Source organism: Parvibaculum sp., from assembly GCF_049671045.1.
Classification (GTDB): domain Bacteria; phylum Pseudomonadota; class Alphaproteobacteria; order Parvibaculales; family Parvibaculaceae; genus Parvibaculum.
The window spans coordinates 1-22,344 of sequence record NZ_JBATUH010000116.1 but is presented as its reverse complement, the minus strand read 5'-3'; the positions used below and the strand labels follow the sequence as shown (position 1 = coordinate 22,344).

Genomic DNA, 22,344 nt, shown 5'->3' with positions numbered 1-22,344 from the left:
CAGGGGCCGAAAACCGGGACATAAACGCAGAATTTTCCAGGCGACCGGAAGCTTTTGGAATCAGGCAACATTTCAGCCTGTGAAAAAAGTGCCCGGCGTTGCCGGGGAAGCCTTGCCTGATGCCCGGCGGAGGATCACCCCCTCCCCGCCAGATGCGAGCAAGGACGGGCGCCGGAGCCACGGCGTACCTACAGCACAAAGTCGGGGGCCAAATGCGTATCCAGCGTTGTTTCACCGTCGAGGGCCGGTCGCCCTACGAAGGACTCTCCTTCCGGACCGCCACGAGCGAGATCCGAAATCCCGACGGCTCGCTGGTTTTCCGATTGGACGACATCAACGTTCCGGCTGACTGGAGCCAGGTCGCCTGCGACATCCTCGCTCAGAAATATTTCCGCAAGGCGGGCGTTCCGGCCGCGCTTCGGCGCGTGCCCGAGGAAGGCGTGCCCGAATGGCTGTGGCGCGCGGCGCCGGACGACGAGGCGCTGGAGGCGCTGCCGGCGGGCGAGCGCTTCGGCCCGGAGCGCGACGCTCGGCAGGTCTTCGACCGCCTCGCCGGCACCTGGACCTATTGGGGCTGGAAGGGCGGCTATTTCGACAGCGAGGCGGACGCCCTCGCCTTCCGCGACGAGCTTGCCTATATGCTCGCCGCCCAGATCACCGCGCCCAATTCGCCGCAATGGTTCAATACCGGCCTCCACTGGGCCTATGGCATCGACGGCCCGGCGCAGGGTCACTTCTATGTCGATCACCTGACCGGCCAGACCGTCGGCGCGACGAGCGCTTATGAGCGGCCGCAGCCCCATGCCTGCTTCATCCAGAGCGTGAACGACGATCTCGTCAACGAGAACGGCATCATGGACCTCTGGGTGCGCGAGGCGCGCCTCTTCAAATATGGCTCCGGCACGGGCTCCAACTTCTCGAGCCTTCGCGGCGAGAATGAAAGGCTGTCCGGCGGCGGCAAGTCCTCGGGCCTGATGAGCTTCCTCAAGATCGGTGACCGCGCGGCGGGCGCCATCAAGTCGGGCGGCACGACCCGGCGCGCGGCGAAGATGGTCATTGTCGATGCCGATCACCCGGACATCGAGGCCTTCATCGACTGGAAGGTGATCGAGGAGCAGAAAGTCGCCGCCCTCGTCACCGGCTCGCGGATCAACCAGAAGCATCTCAGCGCCATCATGCGCGCCTGCGTGAATTGCGAGGGCCATGGCGACGACTGCTTCGACCCGAAGAAGAACCCTGCCCTGAAGCGCGAGATCATCGCCGCGCGGCGGATGCAGGTACCGGAGAACTACATTCAGCGCGTGATCCAGTTCGCGCGACAGGGCTACACCGATATCGACTTCCGCACCTATGACACGGACTGGGATTCGGAAGCCTATCTCACTGTCTCCGGCCAGAACTCCAACAACACCGTCCGCGTGACCGACGAATTCCTGCGCGCCGTGGAGACGGATGGCGACTGGCAGCTCGTCGCCCGCACAGACGGACGGGTGACGAAGACCCTTCGCGCGGCCGAATTGTGGGAATCGATCGCACATGCCGCATGGGCGTCGGCCGATCCCGGCATCCAGTTCCACACCACGATTAATGACTGGCACACCTGCGCCGCCTCGGGCGAAATCCGCGCCAGTAATCCGTGCTCGGAATATATGTTCCTCGACGACACGGCGTGCAATCTCGCCTCGCTGAATCTCATGACCTTCCGCGAGCAGGATGGCCGCTTCGACGTCGAGGCGTTCGAGCATGCGGTGAAGCTCTGGACGATCGTGCTCGAAGTCTCGGTCCTGATGGCCCAGTTCCCGAGCCGGGAGATCGCGGAGCGGTCCTATCGCTATCGCACGCTCGGCCTCGGCTTCGCCAATATTGGCGGGCTTCTGATGTCGTCGGGCCTCGCATATGATTCCGACGAGGCGCGCGCGCTCTGCGCCGCGATCAGCGCCATCATGACGGGCGTCGCCTATGCGACCTCCGCCCAGATGGCGAAGGAACTCGGCGCCTTCGAAGGCTACGCCGAGAACCGCGAGCACATGCTGCGCGTCATGCGCAACCATGCCCGCGCGGCGCATGGCGCCACCACGGGCTATGAGCAGCTGAGCACGCTCCCCGTCCCGCTCGATCATGCGAGCTGCCCGCAGGCCGATCTCGTCGATCATGCGCGCGCGGCCTGGGACCTCGCCGTCTCCATGGGCGAGCGCTATGGCTTCCGCAACGCCCAGGCCACCGTCATCGCGCCCACGGGCACGATCGGCCTCGTCATGGATTGCGACACGACGGGCATCGAGCCCGACTTCGCGCTGGTGAAGTTCAAGAAGCTCGCGGGCGGCGGCTATTTCAAGATCATCAACCGCGCCGTTCCGCAGGCGCTGCGCACGCTCGGCTATTCGGAGCACGCAATCGAGGAGATCGTGAACTATGCCGTCGGCCACGGCACGCTCGAGCGCGCGCCCGGCGTCAATCACGAGACGCTGAAGGCCAAGGGCTTCACGGCCGAGAAGATCGACGCCATCGAGAGCGCGCTCGCGACGGCCTTCGATATCCGCTTCGCCTTCAACAAATGGTCGCTTGGCGAGGATTTCTGCACCGGGACGCTTGGACTAGATGCCGAGGCGATGGACGATCTCGACTTCGACCTGCTCGCCGCAATCGGCTTCAGCAAGGCGGAGATCGACGCGGCCAATATCCATGTCTGCGGTTCGATGACGGTCGAGGGCGCGCCGCATCTCAAGGACGAGCATCTGCCCGTCTTCGACTGCGCCAATCCCTGCGGGCGCATCGGTACGCGCTTCCTTTCGGTCGAGAGCCACATCCGCATGATGGCGGCGGCGCAGCCCTTCATCTCGGGCGCGATCTCCAAGACGATCAACATGCCCAACGTGGCGACCGTCGAGGATTGCAAGGCGAGCTACATGCTCTCCTGGAAGCTCGCGCTCAAGGCCAACGCGCTTTATCGCGACGGCTCCAAGCTCTCCCAGCCGCTCAATTCGCAGCTTCTCGACGACGAAACCATCGAGGAGGAAGCGAGCGTCGCGGAGAAGATCGTATCGCAGCCCGCGCAGGAGCGCGCGCGCATCGTCGCCGAGAAGGTTGTCGAGCGCGTGATCGAGCGGGCCAAGGAGCGCGCGCGCCTTCCCGACCGCCGCAAGGGCTACACCCAGAAGGCGCTGGTCGGCGGCCACAAGGTCTATCTGCGCACCGGCGAGTATGATGACGGCCGGCTTGGCGAGATCTTCATCGACATGCACAAGGAAGGCGCCGCCTTCCGCAGCCTGATGAACAATTTCGCCATCGCGATCTCGCTCGGCCTTCAGTACGGCGTGCCGCTGGAGGAATATGTCGACGCCTTCACCTTCACGCGCTTCGAGCCGGCCGGCCTCGTGCAGGGCAATGACCGGATCAAGAACGCGACGTCGATCCTCGACTACGTGTTCCGCGAACTCGCGGTCTCCTATCTCGGCCGGTCCGATCTCGGCCATGTCGATCCCAAGGATATCGGCTTCGACGCGATGGGAAGCGGCGCCGACGAAGGCAAGCTTCCGGCGGCGAGCGTGGTGAGCCCCGGCTTCACCCGCAATCCGCAGATGGCGAACCTCTATATCGTGCGGGGCGGAGCCGCGACCATGCGCGCGCAGATTGCGGGCGCGACGGCGACCAAGGCCATTCTCGACGCCTCCGAACATGCCGAGGAAATGGTCGTGACGGCGACGCTCCGCAGCGAAGGCACGACCGTCTCCCTCTCGCGCATCGCGGAAGCGCGCATGAAGGGCTATGAGGGCGAATCCTGCTCCGAATGCGGCAACTTCACCATGGTGCGCAACGGCACATGCCTCAAATGCGACACCTGCGGCTCGACGAGCGGCTGCAGCTGAGTCGGGCGCGGCCGGAACAGTTCCGGCACGGACAACTTCTTGCTTTCGATATGGGAGGGCGTTCCGCGCCCTCCCATTTTCTTTGGGCGCTGTCAGCCACCGCATACGGATGATGGCGCGTGAAAACCGGCATGCGGTGTCGCCCGATGCCGTCCGGGCTTCGGGCCCCCTGCCCCGTCTCTATCCTCCCCCGCCTCCATACTGCATCGGCGCTTTCACTTTCCATCCTGCGCCAATTTGCCGTCTCAATTCGGCCCAGATGCATGCTTACGGTAAAAAGGTTAGGCTAGTGCCGACCCTTTTCCCTCAAGCCGGAGGTACCCCATGACTCATATCGGCTCCAGGTTGAAAACCCTGCTCGCGGCGGCCGCGCTGACGGCGCTGGCCGGCGCGCCCGCATTCGCCGCCGGAAGCATCTATGACAAGCTGAGCGCGGACCCGCAATTCTCCACGCTGGTCAAGGTGATCGAGGCGAGCGGCGTCAAATATCAGTACACGGCCAAAAGCCCGCGCACCGTCTTCGCGCCGACCAATTCGGCCTTCGATGCGATCAAGGGCGGCTATGACGATATGGTTTCGCCGACGAACCCGAGCGACAAGCAGAACGTCCAGGCGCTGCTCCTCTATGAGATCGTGCCGGGCATTCACAAGCCGGAAAGCCTCGAAGGCAAGTCGGTGACGGTGAATACGTTCCAGAAGGACCCGGTGACCATTTCGGGCTCGGGCGGCAATCTGCGCTACGGCGGCGAGTTTGGCGCCAGCCAGTCCGGACCGGCCATCGAGGCGTCGAATGGCATCATCATCCCCGTCGACCGGCTGCCGGTCCCTGTCTTCTCCCAGAGCGAGGAGACATCGGAGAGCGCGCCCGCCATGGCCCCGGCCGGCGGCACGATGACCGCGCCCGCGCAGTAAGCGGACGACAGCGACCTGCGCCCCTCCCGATAGCTGCCCGGGAGGGGCCGCCCGTCAGGACCAGACTTCCGTCGTCAGATAGGTATGGAGTTCCGTCGGCGAGAGCCGCGTCAGATCCTTGGCAAGCTCGGTCTTGACGCATGCCCTGGTGCGCTCGTCCATGGCCGCCCGCAGATCGCCCATCATCTTCGGCGGCACGATCAGGACCAGCTCGTCGAACACATTCTCCCGCGCCTTCGTCTTCAGCAGATCGGCGATTTCGGCAGCGAATTTCCGCTTCACTTCGCGATGAAGATCCGTGCGCGGCTCAACGCCATGATGCGCCTCGCCGAAGCTTTCATAGACCCGGCCCGGCCGGTCCGTACCCTGCTCTCGCGCCGGGGGATTGGGCGCCCGGAACTCGAATGGCAGCGCCGGCTCGAGACGCGCCGTGCGTCCCTCGGCAAGATAGAAGCGGGCGATCTCGCCATCCGCGACGAGAATCCAGATACGAGGCGGTTTCATTGAGCACCTTTCGACGGGTGAACGAACGGGCGTCCGCGCTTACTTGGCGTCGAGCATAAATGTCAGCTTCGCATTGATACGATAGCCCGTAATCTTGTTGTCCTTCACCGTCGCTTCCATGTTCTCGATATAGATCGATTTGATGTTGTGAACGGTCTTCGCCGCCGTCTTCACGGCATTGGCGGCCGCGTCTTCCCAGCTCTTGTCGGATTCCGCGAGAACTTCGATGACCTTCAGCATGATCGGCTCCTGCTTCGACCCAGAATGTGAAAACGCCAGAACACGAAAACAGAACACGAAAACAGATGTGCCCCACCACCTTCCGGCAGAAGGCACGATGGCACGTTTTCACACCCGGCATGTTGATCAGGATCAAACGAGCGCGCGTTTCACCGAACCGGCCGCAGCCAGTCATAGATGAGGTAGAAGACGTAGGTGTAGGCGAAATAGACGATGGTGAAGCCGATATCGGCGATGATCGCCACCCACCAGCCCATGCCGCTCATATAGGCGATAATCGGCACGGCGAAGAACGAGATCGTGACCTCGTAAAGCCCCGCATGGAGAATGCGCAGCGCCACCGTTTTCTGATGCGCGAGCCGCCCGCTCCAGCGCAGCATCAGCCGGTCGAAAATGGCGTTGTAGGTCGGCGCCCAGACGATGACGATGCCGGAAATGAGCGCCATGGTGACGAAGGAGTTTCCGAGCGGCAGGCCCATGGCGTAGCCATAGGCCGGCGTCAGGATCGCCAGGCCGATCGCCTCGTATAGCACCGCCTGCAGCAGGCGCTCGCGGGGGCTGCGCAACATTCCTTCTTCCACGGCTCGCTCCCTTGTCCGATCCGGCGCCGGCATGAAAAGGCCGGAGCGTCGTTGACAACGCTCCGGCCGAATTCGCCTCGCCTGTCGCCCGGGCTTCAGCCCTTCTTTTCGAGCGGCGGCACGACGCGGATATGGAGTTCCTTGAGCTGGCGCGGCTCGACTTCCGAGGGCGCCTGCATCAGCAGATCCTGGGCCTGCTGATTCATGGGGAACATGGTCACTTCGCGCAGGTTCTCGACGCCCGCGAGCAGCATCACCATGCGGTCGATGCCGGGCGCAAGGCCGCCATGCGGGGGCGCGCCGAATTTGAACGCATTCAGCATGCCGCCGAATTTCGATTCCACCGTCGCCTTGTCATAGCCTGCGATGGCGAAGGCCTTGTACATGATTTCCGGCTTGTGGTTGCGGATGGCGCCGGAGGAAAGCTCCACGCCATTGCAGACGATGTCGTACTGGTAGGCGTTGATCGTCAGCGGGTCCTGCGTCTCGAGCGCCTCGAGCCCGCCCTGCGGCATGGAGAACGGGTTGTGCGAGAAATCGACCTTCTTCTCGTCCTCGTTCCACTCGAACATCGGGAAGTCGACGATCCAGCAGAACTTGAAGACGCCTTCCTCGATGAGGTTCAGCTCCTTGCCGATGCGCGTGCGGGCAAGCCCGGCAAAGGCAGCGAAGTTCTTCGGCAGCCCGGCCACGAAGAAGACCGCGTCGCCCTCCTTGAGGCCGAGTTCGCTGCGCAGCTGCTCGGTCCGCTCCGGGCCGATATTCTTCGCCAGCGGTCCTGCGCCTTCCAGCACGCCGTTTTCGGAGCGGTAGAAGATATATCCGAGGCCCGGCTGGCCCTCGCCCTGCGCCCAGCCGTTCATCCGGTCGCAGAAGGCGCGGTTGCCGCCGCCCGGAGCCGGGATCGCCCAGACCTCGACCTTCGGGTCCTTCTCGATCATGCCGGCGAAGACCTTGAAGCCCGAGCCGCGGAAGATATGCGTGGCATCCGACATCTCGATGGGGTTGCGCAGATCCGGCTTGTCATTGCCGTATTTGCGCATCGAGGTCGCGTAAGGGATGCGCGGGAAGGGATATGGCGAGACCTTGCGGCCATCCGCGAATTCTTCGAACAGCCCATGAAGGACGGGCTCTATCGCAGCAAAAACATCATCTTGCTCGACAAAGCTCATTTCCACGTCGAGCTGGTAGAACTCGCCGGGGCTCCGGTCGGCGCGCGCATCCTCGTCGCGGAAACAGGGCGCGATCTGGAAATAGCGGTCGAAGCCCGCCACCATGATGAGCTGCTTGAACTGCTGCGGCGCCTGCGGCAGCGCGTAGAACTTGCCGGGATGGACGCGCGAGGGAACGAGGAAGTCGCGGGCGCCTTCCGGGCTCGACGCCGTGAGGATGGGCGTCTGGAATTCGTTGAAACCGGCCTCCGTCATACGGCGGCGGACCGAGGCTATGATCTTCGAGCGCAGCAGTATGTTGCGGTGAAGCGTCTCGCGGCGCAGATCGAGGAAGCGGTAGGTGAGCCGCGTTTCCTCCGGATAGTCCGGTTCGCCGAAGACCGGCAGCGGCAGGTCCTGCGCCTCGGAGAGCACCTCGACCTCGGAGACGGCGATCTCCACCTCGCCCGTGGCGAGGTTGGCGTTCACCGTTTCGTCCGAGCGGGCCACCACCTTGCCCTCGATCTTGATCACCCATTCGGAGCGGACCTTCTCGGCCAGCGCGAAAGCCTCGGGCCGGTCCGGGTCGAAGACGAGCTGCGTCAGCCCGTAATTGTCGCGCAGGTCGATAAAGAGAAGACCGCCATGGTCGCGCTTGCGATGGACCCAGCCCGAAAGGCGGATCGTCTCGCCGACATGAGACTTACGGAGCTCGCCACAATTGTGGCTGCGATAGGTGTTCATCGCTGCAAGGCCTTGATAATCAAGAACGAATCATCGCAGCGTAACGGAATGCTACGCCCGGATCGGGCGAAAGTGCATGGAAGGGGCCGACTTGTCAAAGGGCCGGCAGCGCCCTGCCGGCATCCATCCGTCCAACCCCCTGATCGAAAAGGCCGATATTCGGCCGGGCCCGCTCACGCGCCGCGACAGGGCCGCAACGATGAGTTATAGAGACGCCCGATGAACATCATTACGAACACTGACGCGCTCGCGGCCACATGCGCACGCCTTGCCGATGCCGGCTATGTCACGGTCGACACCGAATTCATGCGCGACTCGACCTTCTGGCCGAAGCTCTGCCTCATCCAGCTTGCCAGCCCCGGCGAGGCATTCATCGTCGACCCGCAGGCGCCTGGCATCGACCTTGCCCCCTTCTATGAGCTCATGCGCAACAAGCAGGTGGTCAAGGTTTTCCATGCCGCGCGGCAGGATATCGAGATCTTCTGGCACGAGGCGGAAACGATCCCCGACCCGCTTTTCGACACCCAGGTCGCGGCCATGGTGTGCGGCTTCGGCGAGTCGGTGGGCTATGAGACGCTGGTGCGCAAGCTGACCGGCGGCAGCGTGGACAAATCCTCCCGCTTCACCGACTGGTCGCGCCGCCCGCTCTCCGACAAGCAGCTTCAATATGCCTGTGGCGACGTCACCCATCTGAGGAAGATTTACGAGGTGCTGGCGCGCCGGCTCACACAGACCGGCCGCGCGCGCTGGGTCGCCGAGGAAATGGCGATCCTCCAGGACCCTGAGACTTATGCCCAGCGCCCCGAAGATGCGTGGAAGCGCATCAAGATGCGCTTCAAGGGTCAGCGTGGCCTTGCCGTGCTTGTCGAGATCGCCGCCTGGCGCGAGCGGCAGGCGCAGGAGCGCGACCTGCCCCGCTCCCGCATCCTCAAGGACGATGCGCTGGCCGAGATCGCGACGCAGATCCCCCGCGTACCGGAGGATCTCGACCGCCTGCGCGCTGTGCCCAAGGGCTTCGCCAACAGCCGGACGGCCGCGAGCATCATGGAGGCCGTCGAGCGCGGCCTCTCCATGCCGGAAGACCGCATACCCGTCGTCAAGGATTCCGAGCCGCTGCCGCCGGGCATTGGCCCCCTCGTCGAATTGCTGAAGGTTCTGCTCTCGCTCCGCAGCGAGGAGCATGAGGTCGCGCAGAAGCTCGTCGCCCGAACGTCCGATCTCGAACTCATCGCCGCGCATGACGAGCCGGACGTTCCGGCCCTCAAGGGCTGGCGGCGCGAAATCTTCGGCGCCGACGCCCAGCGTCTCAAGCGCGGAGAACTGGCGCTGAGCGCGCGGGGCAAGAAAATCCTTCTGCTGGAAACAGCGAAGGGCGCGCGCTGAGCCTCAGCGGCCGACGCGCATCTCGCCCTTGCGGTCGATCGTGCGCGCGAGCGCCGATAGCCTGCGCTGCACCACTTCGCCGAGCAGCGTCTGGTAGCGCCGGGGCACAACGAGCGTCACCGTCGATCGGGAAATTTCAAGCCGCGTCCTCGGCAGCACGCCCGTCGTCGCCGCGCAAAGCGTGAAGGCGAGTCGCTGCGCGAGCCCCAGCACCAATGCGCGGTGGTTCTCGACCGGCGTCAGAATGCCGGCGAGATTGCCGATGAACTCCGGCTCGCCCTTGCCCTCATGCCGGTGATAGCCGACGCGGGCGAGAAAGAGCCTGCCCGGATGATCGACGCCGGAGAACGGCGCAAGCAATATCTGCGTCAGCGTGTGATGCGCGCGGTAGTCCGGATGCACATACCAGCCGATGTCGGCAAGGATGCAGGCCGCGCGCCGCAGCCGCGCCGCAGCCGGTGTTTCGCCGAGCACGTCGTCGGCGAAAAGCGGCGCCGTCCAGCGCGTCAGTTCCTCGCCATGCTCCGGGAAGCGCGCCAGCCGCTTCGCCAGATCATGGCACCCCTCGATCAGCGGATCCTTCGCCTGCTCGCGCTTGCCCAGATGGTCGAAGAGAATGCCCTCGCGCAGCCCATAGGCGGAGACGACCACTTCCTTCGCCTTCATCGCGCCGATGAGCCTGTCGAGCACCAGAGCGCCGAAGGGAAGCGTGTCGATGCGACGTTCGGAAATGTCGGGTATCTGCGCCAGCGTTTTCGGCCCGAGCTTCTCGATCACCTTGGCGATGTCGGCTGCGTCGCGCGCCGGGATCACATATTCGTGCAGAACGTGGATCGGGTAATTGCGCTGCGCCATGTGGATGCGGGCGAGATTTCGCCAGACGCCGCCGACGACATAGAGTTTGCGGCCCTGCGTCTGCTTGAGAAGGTCGACGCCCTTCAGCGCCTTGTCGACGATCGCTTCCGCCGCCGCGGGATTGTTCTTCGATTGATCCATGATGCGCAGCGGGCCGATCGGCAGCGTCGATCCCTCGCCGATGAGCTTGCCTCCGCCGACATTCACAAGTTCGAGGCTCGCGCCACCCAGATCGCCGACAATGCCCTCCGCATCGGGAATGCCGGAGAGAACCCCCTGCGCCGCAAGCCGCGCTTCCTCGGGGCCGGAGACGAGCCTGATCCTGAAGCCGCAAATCTCTTCCGCCTGCGCCAGAAACTCGGGCCCGTCCGTCGCGTCGCGCACGGCCGCCGTCGCGGCGACGATGAGATGGTCGATGCCGATCTGCTCGCGCAGCGCGATGAAGCGCCGCAGCGCGTCGAAGGCCCGCTCGATCCCCTGCGGATCGAGCCGGCCCGTGCTCGCCAGCGTGCGCCCGAGGCCGCAAAGCACCTTTTCGTTGAAAACGAGCACCGGGCTGCGGACAGCGGCGGCGTAGACGACCAAGCGGACAGAGTTCGAGCCCAGATCGACGATGCCAAACCGGCCGGCGCTCTTCCTGCCGCTCAAATCAGCTCCTCAGCCCCTTATTCTCCGGGCTTGCCGCTTCCCGCTTTGACACCGCCGGATTTGACTTCACCAGCCCTGATATCGAACGTCGGCGGCAGCTTGTCACGCAAGGATTTTCCGCGGCCGGAGAGGCTTGCATTGTTCATGAAATAGGAATGCGCGTTGAAGGGCGCACCCCCCTCCGGAACGGTCATGCGCTCATAGGTGCCGTCCGCCCGGAGCGACCAACTTTGCTGGTTGTCCTTCAGATTCGCAACCATGATCTGATCGAGCACCTGCTCGTGAACCGTGGGGTTCAGAATGGGAACGAGCACCTCGACGCGGCGGTCGAGATTGCGCGGCATCCAGTCGGCGGAGGAAATATAGACCTTGGCCTTCTCGGAAGGCAGGCCATAGCCATTGCCGAAGCAGACGATGCGCGAGTGTTCGAGGAAGCGCCCGACAATGCTCTTTACACGGATGTTGTCCGATAGGCCCGGAACGCCCGGCCTCAGGCAGCAGATGCCGCGCACCACCATCTCGATCTGAACGCCCGCCCTGCTCGCCTCATAGAGCGCGTCGATGATTTCGGGATCGACGAGCGCGTTGAGCTTCACCCAGATGGCGGCGGGGCGGCCTGCCTTCGCATGCGCGATCTCGTCCTCAATATTGGCGAGCAGGCGCGCGCGCAGATTGACCGGCGAGACGGCGAGCAGGTTCAGATGCTTCGGCTCGGCATAGCCGGTGATGAAATTGAAGATCTGCGACACATCGGCGGCAAGCAGCGGGTCGCAGGTGAACATCGAGAGATCGGTATAGATCTTCGCCGTCACCGGGTGGTAATTGCCCGTGCCGAAATGCACATAGGAGCGCAATGCACCGCCCTCGCGCCGCACGACGAGCGAGAGCTTCGCATGGGTCTTGAGTTCGATGAAACCGAACACGACCTGCACGCCCGCGCGTTCGAGATTGCGCGCCCAGACGATATTCGCCGCCTCGTCGAATCGCGCCTTGAGCTCGACAAGCGCCGTCACCGATTTCCCCGCCTCCGCGGCCTCGATCAGCGCCTGGACGATGGGGCTGTCCTTCGAGGTGCGATAGAGCGTCTGCTTGATCGCGACGACATCGGGGTCGGCTGCCGCCTGCCGGATGAACTGCACCACCACGTCGAAGGACTCGTAAGGATGGTGGACGATGATGTCCTTCGAGCGAATGGCCGCGAGGCAGTCGCCGCCGTGATCGCGGATGCGCTCGGGGAAGCGCGCATTATAGGGCGGGAATTTGAGGTCGGGCCTCTCGTCGACGATGAGCTGGCTCGTCTGGGCGAGGCCGAGAAGGCCGTCGACCATCACGAATTCCTTGTCGGTCACGCCGAGTTCGCTCACCACGAGATCGCGCAGCGAGGCGGGCGTTGAGGCCTGCATCTTGAGCCGGATCACGCTGCCGCGGCGCCGGCGCTTCAGCGCGGATTCGAAGAAGCGCACGAGGTCTTCCGCTTCTTCCTCGATTTCGATGTCGCTGTCGCGCAGAAGCCGGAAGCCGCCCTGCCCGATCACCCTGTATCCGGGGAAGAGCCGGTCGAGGAAAAGCCCGATCATGTCCTCGAGCGAGACGAAGCGGATCTGCGAGGCGCCGTCGCCCGTCTCGCGCGCGGGCAGGCGGATGAAGCGCTCGACCTGCGTCGGGATCGGCAGCAACGCGTTCATGAGCTTGCCGTCGGTCTGGCGCTGAAGCTGCAGCGCGAGCGCGAAGCCGAGATTGGGAATGAAAGGGAAAGGATGCGCCGGGTCGATGGCGAGCGGCGTCAGCACGGGGAAGACCTGTTCGAGAAAACGGTTCTCGATCCAGGCGAACTCTTCCTTCGTGACCTCGCTCGCCGCGAGCACGTTGATGCCGGCCTCGCGAAGCTCCTTCCTGATCGACACCCATTGCCGCTGCTGTTCCTGCATCAGCTCATAGGCGGCCGCGTTCACGCGGTCGAGCTGCTGCGCGGGCGTGAGGCCGTCCTGGCTCAGTGTATCGACGCCCGCCCTGATCTGGCCGCGCAGGCCCGCCACGCGCACCATGAAGAATTCGTCGAGATTGGACGCGGAAATGGAAAGAAAGCGCAGCCGCTCGAGAAGCGGATGGTTCAGGTTCGCCGTTTCCTCGAGCACGCGCGTATTGAAGGCGAGCCAGGACAGCTCGCGATTGATGAAGCGATCGGGCGGGCTCACATCGATCGAAGGAACGAGCTTGCTCTCCCCCGTCCGGTCCGGCTGCCGCGATGCGGGCGCCTCCGACGAGAGTTCGGACTTGCGATTGAGCGGCGGCAAAGGGGTCACCGTCTTCTGCTCCTGGGAAACAGGCTGTGGCGCGGCATTCCTCGTTCCGGCCCGGCGGCCTCGCCTCACGCGGCCGGAGACGTTCTTCTCACCGAAGATTACGTCAAACCTGTGACTGAGTCATGACCGGGCGCTCAGCCACGTCCGAGGCTCTGCAGCACCTCGGCCGCGAGCGGCACGGTAATGGGCCGTTTACCGGAAAGCGAGGCGCGGTCGAGCGCCTCCACCACATCGCGCAGCACCGAGATCGAGCGTTCGATCCGCGAGGTGAGATAGGCGATCAGGGGCTCCGCCACGCGGAGCTGGCGGTCGTCGAAGAGCTTGACGAGCACGCCCGCGAGAAGCGCATCGTCCGGGGCGCCGAGTTCGGCATGCGGCAGCGCGCGCAGCCGCGAGGCGAGGTCCGGCAGCCGCACCTCGATATGCCCCGGCGCCGCGCGCGAGGTGAGAAGGAGCGCCGCGCCCTCCTCCCTGACGAGATTGAGGAGATGAAAAAGCGCCCTCTCCTCCCGGTCGCTCAGCCTCGCCAGATCCTCGAGGATGATCGCGCGCTGCGCGACGAGTGCCGGCAGGTCGGCCTCACCAAGCGCGCTCAGGTCGAGCCGCACCGCGCCCGCTGCCGCGCGCCAGACTTCCGCGAGATGCGTCTTGCCGCTCCCGGCCGGGCCTGAAAGCGCGGCCGTGGGTCCCAGCCAGTTCGGCCAGGCGTCGATCATCGCGACCGCCGCTTCGTTGGAGGGGCCGACCAGGAAATCCTCGCGCCCGAAGGCCGGGCGGTGGCCGAGTTCAAAGATGAGCTGCCGCGACATCAAACGTCCGTATCCGGCTTGTCATCGGCCGACCGGCGCGAGCCCGACAAGCCCCAATAGAGCTGGCTGCCCTCATAGCGCGAGACGCCGAAGCGCGCGAGCACGCCGATTGCCGCCGCCACGGGAAGCGCAATCAGCGCGCCGACGAAGCCGAACAGCGCACCGAACGCGAAAAGGGAAAACATCACCCACACGGGATGAAGCCGGACCTTGTCGCCTACGAGCTTCGGCGCGAGGAAATTGCCCTCGATGAACTGGCCGACGACGAAGATCGCGACGATCACGCCGATGCTCGCGTAGTCCGGCCAGAACTGGAAGCAGGCAAGCGCCGTCGAGACGACGAAGCCCGAAATGGTGCCGAGATAGGGAATGAAACTCAGTATGCCCGTCATGATGCCGACGACGAGGCCGAATTTGAGTCCCGCGACGGAAAGCCCGACGGCATAGAAAACGCCGAGGAAAAGACAGACCAGCACCTGCCCGCGAACGAACCCCTCCAGCACCTCGTTGATCTCGCGGGCGAGCGCGCGGATCGTCTCGGCGTGATCGCGCGGCAGAAGCTCGTCGATCCGCGCCACCATGCGGTCCCAGTCGAGCAGCATGTAGAAGGCGACGACGGGGGTGACGACCACGAGCGAAATGAGGCCGACAAGCGCGAGGCCCTGCGAGCCGATTGAAGGCAGGAGGCTCAAGAGCCACGAAAGGCCGCCCGCCGCCACTTCCCGAACCGCCTTCTGAATATCGGCATTGTTGCCGAGCAGATGGGCGAGCTTTCCGTGGCTCGCATCGTTGAGGAAGCTGCGTGCGCCGGTAATGATGTTGGGCAGGATCTCAACGAAAGCGACCGTCTGCTGGTAGAGCAAGGGCAGCAGGATGACCGCCACCGCGATGGCGAGCATCGTGAAGAAGACCGAGATGAGCGCGGTCGCGGCGAGCCGCGAAAGGCCGCGCTTTTCCAGCTTGTCAGCAAAGGGATCGAGGAAATAGGCAACGGCGAGCCCGGCGACGAAGGGCAGCAGAATGCTCTTCAGTAGCCAGAGCGCCAGGACGAAGCAGAGTATGCCCCCGATCCAGAACGCCGCCTGACGTTGCACGGTCATGGGGCGGCCCCTCTATCTCAGACGCAGCGACCAGCCATCGCCATCTTGCGTGAGCGCAATGTTCGACTGGGCGAGCGACAGGGCGAGCTTTTCCGGCGTGCCGCGATAGCTGATCTCGACCTCGGCGCCGGTCGCGGCGATGCCTTCAACCTGGAGCCCTTTGACCAGCGGCGCGGTCGAAAGCCCTCTGCGGATGGCTTCCCACTGTTCGAGCGTCGCGTAATGCGCCGAGGCGGTAAGCTGCGCCGCCTCGCCGTCGCGCACCACGATCGCGCGCTTCCAGTCCGCGCCAAGCGCGAGCAGAAGGTCCGTGGCGGCCCCTCGGGCCATGTCGGAGAAGGCATCGGGCCCTTGCGTCGTCGCCTGATAGCTCCGGCTGATGGGCGCTGCGGACTGCGCGCCATAGCGGGTGGCGGTCACGTCGATCTTCGTCCCTTCCGGGTTTGCGACCGCATGGGCGACGACGACCTCGTCGGTGCCGTAGCGCGCGGCCAGCGCGGCGAGCGCCGCCCGGTCGCCTGATATCGCCTGCTGCGGCGTCACCAGGGAGAATTCCTGAACATCGCCGAGCGGCATGATGAGCGGCGTCATCGAATCCGCAAGGTCGGACGCGGCCCAGGCATCGCGCCAGGGGTTCCTGTCCTCCCACAGCATGCGCGAGCCGCCCATATCGAGGACGGCGAGCAGCAGCGCGGGCTTTGCCTGCGTTTCGCCGAAGGGAATATTTCGGGCGCGCAGCAGCCGCTGCACGGCATCGGGCTGGAAGCTCACATTGAGGTCGGCGATATAGCGGGTGGAACTGGCCTTCTCGCTCGCCACCTGAAAGCCGCGAACGGCGTCCTGCGCCGTCCTGTCATCGACCTGCGGCAGGGCCGCCCAGTCCTCCGGCAGGGTGAGACGCTTCAGAAGCTGGACGAGCGCCTGCCGCTGGCCATTGGCCTGGGCAACGGTCCGGGCCGCCGCCGCGCTCTTCGCCGTCTCGTCCACATGGACGCCGCGAACGGTGTAGAGATCGGCCGCCCCAGCGCCCCCGCCAGCGAGGATCGCCCATGCAAAAGCCGCCGCCGCCATAAACCGAGATGCCGTTTTCATCCGATAGGCCCTTGATCCCAATCACTTTTGGCCCGGCAGGAAGACCCTGCCCGCGCCGCAGACTATAGTATCGCACGGGCGCCGCGAAGCGGGGACAGCCGCTTTTTCGGCCCGGCCGCTTTTCCCGCGCGAGTCCCTTGCTTATACGGGCGTTTTCGGGTGTTTTGTGGCCGAATTCGAATCCTCCCAACCCGGACCCGTTCATTCATGGCCGACAGCCCCAGCAAGGATCGCCCCAATCGCTACACCTACGCGCAGGCCGGTGTGGATATAGACGCGGGCAATGCCCTCGTCCGGGCCATCGCCCCGTTGGCCAAGTCGACCCGCCGTTCGGGCTCGAATGCGGAACTTGGCGGTTTCGGCGGCCTCTTCGACCTCAAGGCCACGGGCTACAAGGACCCCGTCCTCGTAGCCGCCAATGATGGCGTCGGCACCAAGCTCAAGGTTGCGATCGAGGCGGGCATTCACGATACGGTCGGCATCGACCTCGTCGCCATGTCGGTCAATGATCTCGTCGTGCAGGGCGCGGAGCCCCTTTTCTTCCTCGACTATTTCGCCACCGGCAAGCTCGACGTCGACGAGGCCACCGCCGTCATCTCCGGCATCGCCGAGGGTTGCCGGCAGGCCAATTGCGCCCTCATTGGCGGCGAGACGGCTGAGATGCCCGGCATGTACGCCAAGGGCGATTACGACCTTGCGGGCTTCGCCGTCGGCGCGGTCGAGCGCGACCAGATCCTTCCCCGCCGCGATGTCGGCGCGGGCGACGTGCTCATCGGCCTTGCCTCCACCGGCTTCCACTCCAACGGCTATTCGCTCGTCCGCCGCATCGTCGCCGATCACGGCCTCAGCTATGACGCGCCCTTCCCCCATGTCGAGGATGGCAGCGTCACCATCGGCGAGGCGCTGCTGACGCCGACGCGCATCTATGTCCGCAGCGTGCTGAAGGCGATCCGCGAGACGGGCGCCATCAAGGCGCTCGCCCACATCACCGGCGGCGGCTTCGTCGAGAACATTCCGCGCGTGCTGCCCGAGGGGCTCGCCGCCCAGATCGACGGCGCCTCATGGCGGATGCCGGATGTCTTCCGCTGGGTGATGAAGCTCGGCGGCGTCGAGGAAGCGGAAATGGGCCGCACCTTCAATTGCGGCATCGGCATGGTCGTGGTCGCGGCGGAGGATCGCGCGGCCGAAGTCGCGCGCGTGCTCGCCGCCGAGGGCGAAACCGTCTATCGCATCGGCACGCTGCGCGAGCGCAGGGACGAGGAACCGCGCGTCGTCATCGAAGGCGCGCTGGGCAGTCTGGCGTGAGGGTCGGCGTTCTCATCTCGGGGCGCGGCTCCAATCTCGCCTCGCTGATCGAGGCGACGAAGGTGGCTGATTTCCCCGCCGAGATCGTCACCGTCATTTCGAACAAGGCGGATGCCGGCGGCATCGCCATCGCGCGGAACGCGGGCATCCCGGCCGAGGTCATCAGCCACCGCGACTACCCTTCGCGCGAGGCCTTCGATGCCGAACTCGACGCCACGCTTCGCCGGGCCGGCGTTGATCTCGTCTGCAACGCGGGCTTCATGCGCATTCTGTCGGATGGTTTCGTCGATGCCTGGCGCGACCGGCAGCTCAACATTCATCCCTCGCTCCTCCCGGCCTTCAAGGGCCTGCATGTCCATGAGCGCGTGCTCGAGGCGGGATGCAGGATCACCGGCTGTACCGTGCATTTCGTGCGGCCGGCCATGGATGAGGGGCCGATCATCGCGCAGGCCGCCGTGCCCGTCATTCCCGGCGACACCGTGGATCGCCTCGCCGATCGCGTGCTTGCGGCCGAACACCGGCTCTACCCGATGGCGCTCCGCCTCGTCGCCGAGGGCCGCACACGGATCGTCGACGAGCGTGTGCTGATCGACGGCGAGGACGCAGGCGCGCAGGCGCCCCTCTTCGTTCCGGCGGGCCATTAGGCAAAGCTGGACCCCGGGGACAAAACAAAAAGCCCCGCCGTTTCCAGCGGGGCTTTCCGAATTCCGATAGTGCCGGATCAGCCGACGATCTCGATGCCCGAGAAGAAATAGGAGATCTCCTGAGCGGCCGTTTCCGGAGCGTCGGAGCCATGCACCGAATTCGCCTCGATCGACTCGGCGAAATCCTTGCGGATTGTGCCCTCGGCCGCGTTGGCCGGGTTGGTCGCGCCCATGATCTCGCGATTCTTCGCGATGGCATTCTCGCCTTCCAGAACCTGAACCACGACCGGGCCCGAGATCATGAAAGCGACGAGATCGTTGAAGAAGGGCCGCTCCTTGTGGACGGCGTAGAAGCCTTCGGCCTGGGCCTTGGAGAGCCAGAGGCGCTTCGAGGCGATGACGCGCAGGCCCGCGCTTTCGAACCGGTCGACGATCTTGCCGGTGAGGTTACGCCGGGTCGCGTCCGGCTTGATGATCGAGAGAGTCCGTTCCAGCGCCATGCGAGAGCTTCCTAATTCATGAGGTTCAGGGATTTCGCGCGGGGTTATAGCCGCCCTTAATGACGACGGCAACGGCCTGTGATAAGTAGCCGCGCATGCTGCATATCAACGATCTCACCTTCCGGATGGAGGGGCGCCTACTGCTCGACCGCGTGACGGCCGCCGTGCCTCCGGGGCAGAAGGTCGGCTTTGTGGGCCGCAACGGCACCGGCAAATCGACGCTGCTGAAGGTCATTACCGGCGAACTCCAGCCGGAAACCGGCGGCATCAGCTACCCGAAGAACTGGCGCGTCGGCATGGTCCGGCAGGAGGTTCTTGCCGGCCCGACCTCCCTCCTCGACACGGTTCTCGCGGCGGATGAGGAGCGCGCGGCCCTGCTCGCCGAGGCCGAACATGCGACGGATGCGCACAGGATCGCCGAGATCCACACGCGCCTTGCCGATATGGGCGCCCATGCGGCGCCGGCGCGGGCCGCCTCCATTCTTGCCGGCCTCGGCTTCGACGAGGCGGCGCAGGCGCGGCCCTGTTCCGATTTTTCCGGCGGCTGGCGCATGCGCGTCGCGCTCGCGGCCGTGCTCTTTTCCGAACCCGATCTGCTGCTGCTCGACGAGCCGACCAACTATCTCGACCTCGAAGGCACGATCTGGCTCGAGGACTATCTGCGCTCCTATCCCTTCACCGTGCTCATCGTCAGCCACGACCGCGACCTGCTGAACAATGTCGCGGAGAGCATCCTGCATCTCGAGAACAAGAAGCTCACGCTCTATAGCGGCAATTACGACCGCTTCGACCGCACGCGGCGCGAGAAGCTGGCGCTCCAGCTCGCCATGAAGAGGAAGCAGGAAGACCAGCGCCGGCACATGGAGAGCTTTGTCGAGCGCTTCCGCGCCAAGGCGTCGAAGGCGCGGCAGGCGCAAAGCCGCCTCAAGGCGCTGGCGAAGATGGAGCCCATCGCGGACATCCTGCAGGAGCGCGTGATGCCCTTCCGCTTCCCCGCGCCGGAAAAGCCGCTCGCCTCGCCCATCATCCGCCTCGAACATGCCGCCGTCGGCTACGAGCCGGAAAAGCCCGTGCTGAAAGGTCTCGATCTTCGCATCGATCAGGACGACCGCATCGCGCTTCTCGGCGCCAATGGCAATGGCAAGTCGACCTTTGCCAAGCTCCTTTGTGACCGGCTTCAGGTTTCCGGCGGCCACAAATACGTCTCGAAGAAGCTCCGCATCGCCTATTTCGCCCAGCACCAGCTCGACGAACTGAAGATGGGCGAGACGCCTTACGAACATTTCCGCGAGCTGATGCCCGATGCGACGCAGGCGCAGGTGCGCGCCATGGCGGGCTCCTACGGCTTCGGCGCCGACAAGGCTGACACAAGGGTCGAGAAGCTCTCCGGCGGCGAGAAGGCGCGGCTGCTTTTTGCCATCCAGACCTTTCACAAGCCGCATCTCATCATTCTCGACGAGCCGACGAACCATCTCGATGTGGACAGCCGCGAGGCGCTCGTCATGGCCATCAACGAATATGACGGCGCGATCATCCTCATCAGCCATGACCGGCATCTCGTCGAAACCTGCGCCGACAGGCTCTGGCTCGTGGCCGATGGCGCTGTCAGCTCCTATGACGGCGACCTCGACGATTATCGCCGCTGGCTTCTCGATCCCGCGCGCCGCGTGCGGCCGCTCACGGCCGATGCAGACGAGGAGAGCGAGGCATCCGCGCCGAAGCCCCAGATCGACAAGAAGGAAGCCCGCCGCCTCGCCGCGCAGAAGCGCGAGCAATTCGCGCCGCTGAAGAAAAAGATTCAGGCGAGCGAGCGCGAGATGGAGCGGCTTCAGGCCGAGGTCGCGCGGCTGGACGCGCAGCTTGCCGATCCCGGTACCTTCGATGGCAAACCCGACGAGGCCGCCCGCCTCGCCAAGCTCCGCGCCGACGCGCTGAAGGCACTCGCCCGCGCCGAGGAGGAGTGGCTCGACGCCAGCACCGCCTATGACGAGGCCATGACCGCGGACTGACGCACGTCCCCGCCCCCATCGCCCCGGCCTTCGTGCCGTGGTCCAGGGCGACAGGCAGGGCGCAAGTGGCTCTGCACCCAGGACTCGAACCCGGCTGCATCTTGGCCGCAAGCGAGGCAGGCGCGGCGACCATCACGCTTGAAGCACCTCGTACAAATCCTCCCAATACGGATTGACGGACAAAATCAGGTCAATTTTCCAAGCTCGTGGCCAGTTCTTGATCTTCTTCTCCCGATCAATCGCCGCCTCGATCTCCTCATGCCTTTCCATGTAGACGAGCCGTGAGAGGCCATAGCGCTTCGTGAATCCCGCGATCGCGCCCTGCCTGTGTTCAAAAGCGCGCCGCGCAATGTCTGAAGCCACGCCGACATAGAGCGTGCCGCGCGGCCTGTTGGTCATGATGTAAACCCAGCCGCCTCTTGCCCCCATCACACCTCCCCGTCGCCTGATCGGTCCGCGTCCAGACTTCAATCGCAATAGCGAAGGAAGATGGATGCCGGATCAAGTCCGGCATGACGAATGAGACAAGGACCGCGCCTCAAACGCTGCCGTCACCCCGGGCTCGACCCGGGGTCCATCTTGGCCGCTCCACACTCTCCGTCACCCCGGGCTTGTGTGGACGGGTTGTGTTTTACTTGGAGCATCAGCCGGGATGCGCATCCCGGCTGATGCAGGCAGGAGGCCGTTCTTTCGGGCTGGTTGTAACAGCCGAGGTCAAGCGAGGCCCTGCCTGCTCCCTTTGACCCCGAACGGTTGATCGGGCTTTTGCCCGCACCACAAGCCTGGGAGCAAGGCCATGATACACGACCCGTCCTTTGTCGGCATCGACGTTTCCAAGCACCACTTCGACATCCATATCCATCCGGCCGGGATAAGCTTCAGCTGTGGCTCGTCGTCGGACGAGGTCGCACAGCTCATTCGGCGCCTCGTTCAAGTGGGACCGGTGGCTGTCGGTCTCGAGGCCTCGGGCGGCTATGAAAGCAGGCTCGCCGACAGTCTCCATGCGGCGGGTTTGGAGGTTCATGTCGTTGCCCCCGCCCGTGTGCGCAGTTTTGCCCGCGGCATCGGCCAACTGGCCAAGACCGACAAGATCGACGCCGCCATGATCGCCCGTTATCTGATGATGGTGCGATCTTGCCTCACGCCTTATGCGCCTGATCCAGCCCGCCGCAAGCTGGGTGCGATCGCCGCCCATCGCCGGCGGCTGCTGGCCGAAAAGAGCGGGCTTGTCAGCCAATGCGACACCATTGACGAGCCGGTCGTGCGCTCCATGATCGAGACGCGCTTGCAGGCCATCGCACAGGACATCGCCACGCTCGAGACCGCGATCGCGGACCTGCTGGCGAAGACGCCAGGGTTGCGGCGGCGGCAAGCGCGGCTTTGCCGGGTCACCGGCGTCGGCCCGGTTCTGGCCACGGCCTTGCTGGCCGATATGCCCGAACTGGGAAAAGTCTCCGCCAAGGTCGCCGCGGCCCTTGTCGGCGTGGCACCCTATGCGCGTCAGTCAGGTGCATCCGGCCGCAACGGCCGATGTGCCGGCGGGCGAAAGCATCTGCGCGATATCGCCTACATGGCCGTCCTCAGCGCCATCAAGGTCAGGGATCCCGTTCTCGGCGGCTTCTATCAAAACCTCAGAACGCGTGGAAAACCCTTCAAGCTCGCCATGATCGCCACCGTGCGAAAGCTCATCACCATCCT

At 64.8% G+C, this 22,344-nt stretch carries 18 protein-coding genes; 7 read left to right on the top strand and 11 right to left on the bottom strand.

The genetic code is table 11. The features are described from left to right. Nucleotides 1–212 precede the first annotated feature (212 nt). Together WBG82_RS13845 and WBG82_RS13840 are read left to right on the top strand one after the other, a co-directional pair. On the top strand, nt 213–3,866 hold the full coding sequence (locus tag WBG82_RS13845) for a vitamin B12-dependent ribonucleotide reductase (RefSeq protein ID WP_424425163.1): 3,654 nt from the start codon (nt 213–215) through the stop codon (nt 3,864–3,866). A 324-nt stretch (nt 3,867–4,190) separates the two neighbouring features. Then, complete coding sequence (locus WBG82_RS13840; protein WP_424425161.1) at nt 4,191–4,778, top strand: fasciclin domain-containing protein; 588 nt, start codon at nt 4,191–4,193, stop codon at nt 4,776–4,778. A 54-nt stretch (nt 4,779–4,832) separates the two neighbouring features. On the opposite strand, the gene WBG82_RS13835 is transcribed toward WBG82_RS13840, so the two are convergent. The 4 genes from WBG82_RS13835 to aspS all read right to left on the bottom strand — a co-directional run bounded on the left by WBG82_RS13835 (nt 4,833) and on the right by aspS (nt 7,998). After that, nucleotides 4,833–5,282: a host attachment protein gene (locus WBG82_RS13835; RefSeq protein WP_424425159.1), complete on the bottom strand. Its 450-nt coding sequence runs from the start codon at nt 5,280–5,282 to the stop codon at nt 4,833–4,835. A 39-nt stretch (nt 5,283–5,321) separates the two neighbouring features. Next, nucleotides 5,322–5,522, bottom strand: coding sequence for a dodecin family protein (locus tag WBG82_RS13830; RefSeq protein ID WP_424425157.1), 201 nt, complete (start codon nt 5,520–5,522; stop codon nt 5,322–5,324). Between the two features lie 149 nt (nt 5,523–5,671). Next, a complete protein-coding gene (locus WBG82_RS13825) occupies nt 5,672–6,091 on the bottom strand; it encodes a PACE efflux transporter (RefSeq protein ID WP_424425155.1) in 420 nt (139 codons plus the stop codon). A 107-nt stretch (nt 6,092–6,198) separates the two neighbouring features. Beyond that, nucleotides 6,199–7,998, bottom strand: coding sequence for an aspartate--tRNA ligase (aspS, locus tag WBG82_RS13820; protein ID WP_424425154.1), 1,800 nt, complete (start codon nt 7,996–7,998; stop codon nt 6,199–6,201). A 219-nt stretch (nt 7,999–8,217) separates the two neighbouring features. Here aspS and rnd point away from each other — a divergent pair, with 219 nt between their 5' ends. After that, the gene (rnd, locus tag WBG82_RS13815) at nt 8,218–9,381 is read left to right on the top strand and encodes a ribonuclease D (RefSeq protein ID WP_424425152.1); all 1,164 of its coding nucleotides are present in this window, start codon (nt 8,218–8,220) and stop codon (nt 9,379–9,381) included. Nucleotides 9,382–9,384: 3 nt separating this feature from the next. Here the strand turns inward: rnd and WBG82_RS13810 are convergent, their stop codons facing one another. The 5 genes from WBG82_RS13810 to WBG82_RS13790 form a co-directional block, all read right to left on the bottom strand. After that, the gene (locus WBG82_RS13810; RefSeq protein WP_424425150.1) at nt 9,385–10,884 is read right to left on the bottom strand and encodes an exopolyphosphatase; all 1,500 of its coding nucleotides are present in this window, start codon (nt 10,882–10,884) and stop codon (nt 9,385–9,387) included. 17 nt (nt 10,885–10,901) lie between these two features. Continuing rightward, complete coding sequence (locus WBG82_RS13805) at nt 10,902–13,178, bottom strand: RNA degradosome polyphosphate kinase (RefSeq protein ID WP_424425186.1); 2,277 nt, start codon at nt 13,176–13,178, stop codon at nt 10,902–10,904. Between the two features lie 143 nt (nt 13,179–13,321). Further along, nucleotides 13,322–13,996, bottom strand: a complete 675-nt coding sequence (locus WBG82_RS13800) for an HdaA/DnaA family protein (protein WP_424425148.1) — start codon at nt 13,994–13,996, stop codon at nt 13,322–13,324. Beyond that, on the bottom strand, nt 13,996–15,096 hold the full coding sequence (locus WBG82_RS13795; protein ID WP_424425146.1) for an AI-2E family transporter: 1,101 nt from the start codon (nt 15,094–15,096) through the stop codon (nt 13,996–13,998). The genes WBG82_RS13800 and WBG82_RS13795 overlap by 1 nt, the downstream gene beginning before the upstream one ends. A 12-nt stretch (nt 15,097–15,108) precedes the next feature. Beyond that, the gene (locus tag WBG82_RS13790) at nt 15,109–16,167 is read right to left on the bottom strand and encodes a DUF2066 domain-containing protein (protein WP_424425144.1); all 1,059 of its coding nucleotides are present in this window, start codon (nt 16,165–16,167) and stop codon (nt 15,109–15,111) included. A 228-nt stretch (nt 16,168–16,395) separates the two neighbouring features. Here WBG82_RS13790 and purM point away from each other — a divergent pair, with 228 nt between their 5' ends. Then, on the top strand, nt 16,396–17,493 hold the full coding sequence (gene purM / locus WBG82_RS13785; protein ID WP_424425142.1) for a phosphoribosylformylglycinamidine cyclo-ligase: 1,098 nt from the start codon (nt 16,396–16,398) through the stop codon (nt 17,491–17,493). Then, a complete protein-coding gene (gene purN / locus WBG82_RS13780) occupies nt 17,490–18,137 on the top strand; it encodes a phosphoribosylglycinamide formyltransferase (protein ID WP_424425140.1) in 648 nt (215 codons plus the stop codon). Before purM ends, purN begins: the two co-directional genes overlap by 4 nt. 77 nt (nt 18,138–18,214) lie before the next feature. Here the strand turns inward: purN and ndk are convergent, their stop codons facing one another. Then, nucleotides 18,215–18,637 carry a nucleoside-diphosphate kinase gene (gene ndk / locus WBG82_RS13775; RefSeq protein ID WP_424425138.1) on the bottom strand — a complete coding sequence of 141 codons (423 nt, stop codon included), beginning with the start codon at nt 18,635–18,637 and terminating at the stop codon, nt 18,215–18,217. 95 nt (nt 18,638–18,732) lie between these two features. Here ndk and WBG82_RS13770 point away from each other — a divergent pair, with 95 nt between their 5' ends. Further along, nucleotides 18,733–20,646, top strand: a complete 1,914-nt coding sequence (locus WBG82_RS13770; RefSeq protein ID WP_424425136.1) for an ABC-F family ATP-binding cassette domain-containing protein — start codon at nt 18,733–18,735, stop codon at nt 20,644–20,646. A gap of 132 nt (nt 20,647–20,778) precedes the next feature. On the opposite strand, the gene WBG82_RS13765 is transcribed toward WBG82_RS13770, so the two are convergent. Next, a complete protein-coding gene (locus WBG82_RS13765; protein WP_424425134.1) occupies nt 20,779–21,075 on the bottom strand; it encodes a GIY-YIG nuclease family protein in 297 nt (98 codons plus the stop codon). 367 nt (nt 21,076–21,442) lie between these two features. Between WBG82_RS13765 and WBG82_RS13760 the strand changes: the two genes are divergently transcribed. Next, on the top strand, nt 21,443–22,344 hold a 902-nt coding region (locus WBG82_RS13760; RefSeq protein ID WP_424425132.1), incomplete at its 3' end, for an IS110 family transposase.

Bases quoted from the DNA above. Each gene is read 5' to 3' on its own strand.
- WBG82_RS13800 (WP_424425148.1), bottom strand. From the start codon at position 13,996: ATGTCGCGGCAGCTCATCTTTGAACTCGGCCACCGCCCGGCCTTCGGG.
- purM (WP_424425142.1), top strand. From the start codon at position 16,396: ATGGCCGACAGCCCCAGCAAGGATCGCCCCAATCGCTACACCTACGCG.
- rnd (WP_424425152.1), top strand. From the start codon at position 8,218: ATGAACATCATTACGAACACTGACGCGCTCGCGGCCACATGCGCACGC.
- WBG82_RS13765 (WP_424425134.1), bottom strand. From the start codon at position 21,075: ATGGGGGCAAGAGGCGGCTGGGTTTACATCATGACCAACAGGCCGCGC.
- WBG82_RS13795 (WP_424425146.1), bottom strand. From the start codon at position 15,096: ATGACCGTGCAACGTCAGGCGGCGTTCTGGATCGGGGGCATACTCTGC.
- WBG82_RS13830 (WP_424425157.1), bottom strand. From the start codon at position 5,522: ATGCTGAAGGTCATCGAAGTTCTCGCGGAATCCGACAAGAGCTGGGAA.
- ndk (WP_424425138.1), bottom strand. From the start codon at position 18,637: ATGGCGCTGGAACGGACTCTCTCGATCATCAAGCCGGACGCGACCCGG.
- WBG82_RS13845 (WP_424425163.1), top strand. From the start codon at position 213: ATGCGTATCCAGCGTTGTTTCACCGTCGAGGGCCGGTCGCCCTACGAA.
- aspS (WP_424425154.1), bottom strand. From the start codon at position 7,998: ATGAACACCTATCGCAGCCACAATTGTGGCGAGCTCCGTAAGTCTCAT.
- WBG82_RS13840 (WP_424425161.1), top strand. From the start codon at position 4,191: ATGACTCATATCGGCTCCAGGTTGAAAACCCTGCTCGCGGCGGCCGCG.
- WBG82_RS13770 (WP_424425136.1), top strand. From the start codon at position 18,733: ATGCTGCATATCAACGATCTCACCTTCCGGATGGAGGGGCGCCTACTG.
- WBG82_RS13790 (WP_424425144.1), bottom strand. From the start codon at position 16,167: ATGGCGGCGGCGGCTTTTGCATGGGCGATCCTCGCTGGCGGGGGCGCT.
- WBG82_RS13835 (WP_424425159.1), bottom strand. From the start codon at position 5,282: ATGAAACCGCCTCGTATCTGGATTCTCGTCGCGGATGGCGAGATCGCC.
- WBG82_RS13825 (WP_424425155.1), bottom strand. From the start codon at position 6,091: ATGTTGCGCAGCCCCCGCGAGCGCCTGCTGCAGGCGGTGCTATACGAG.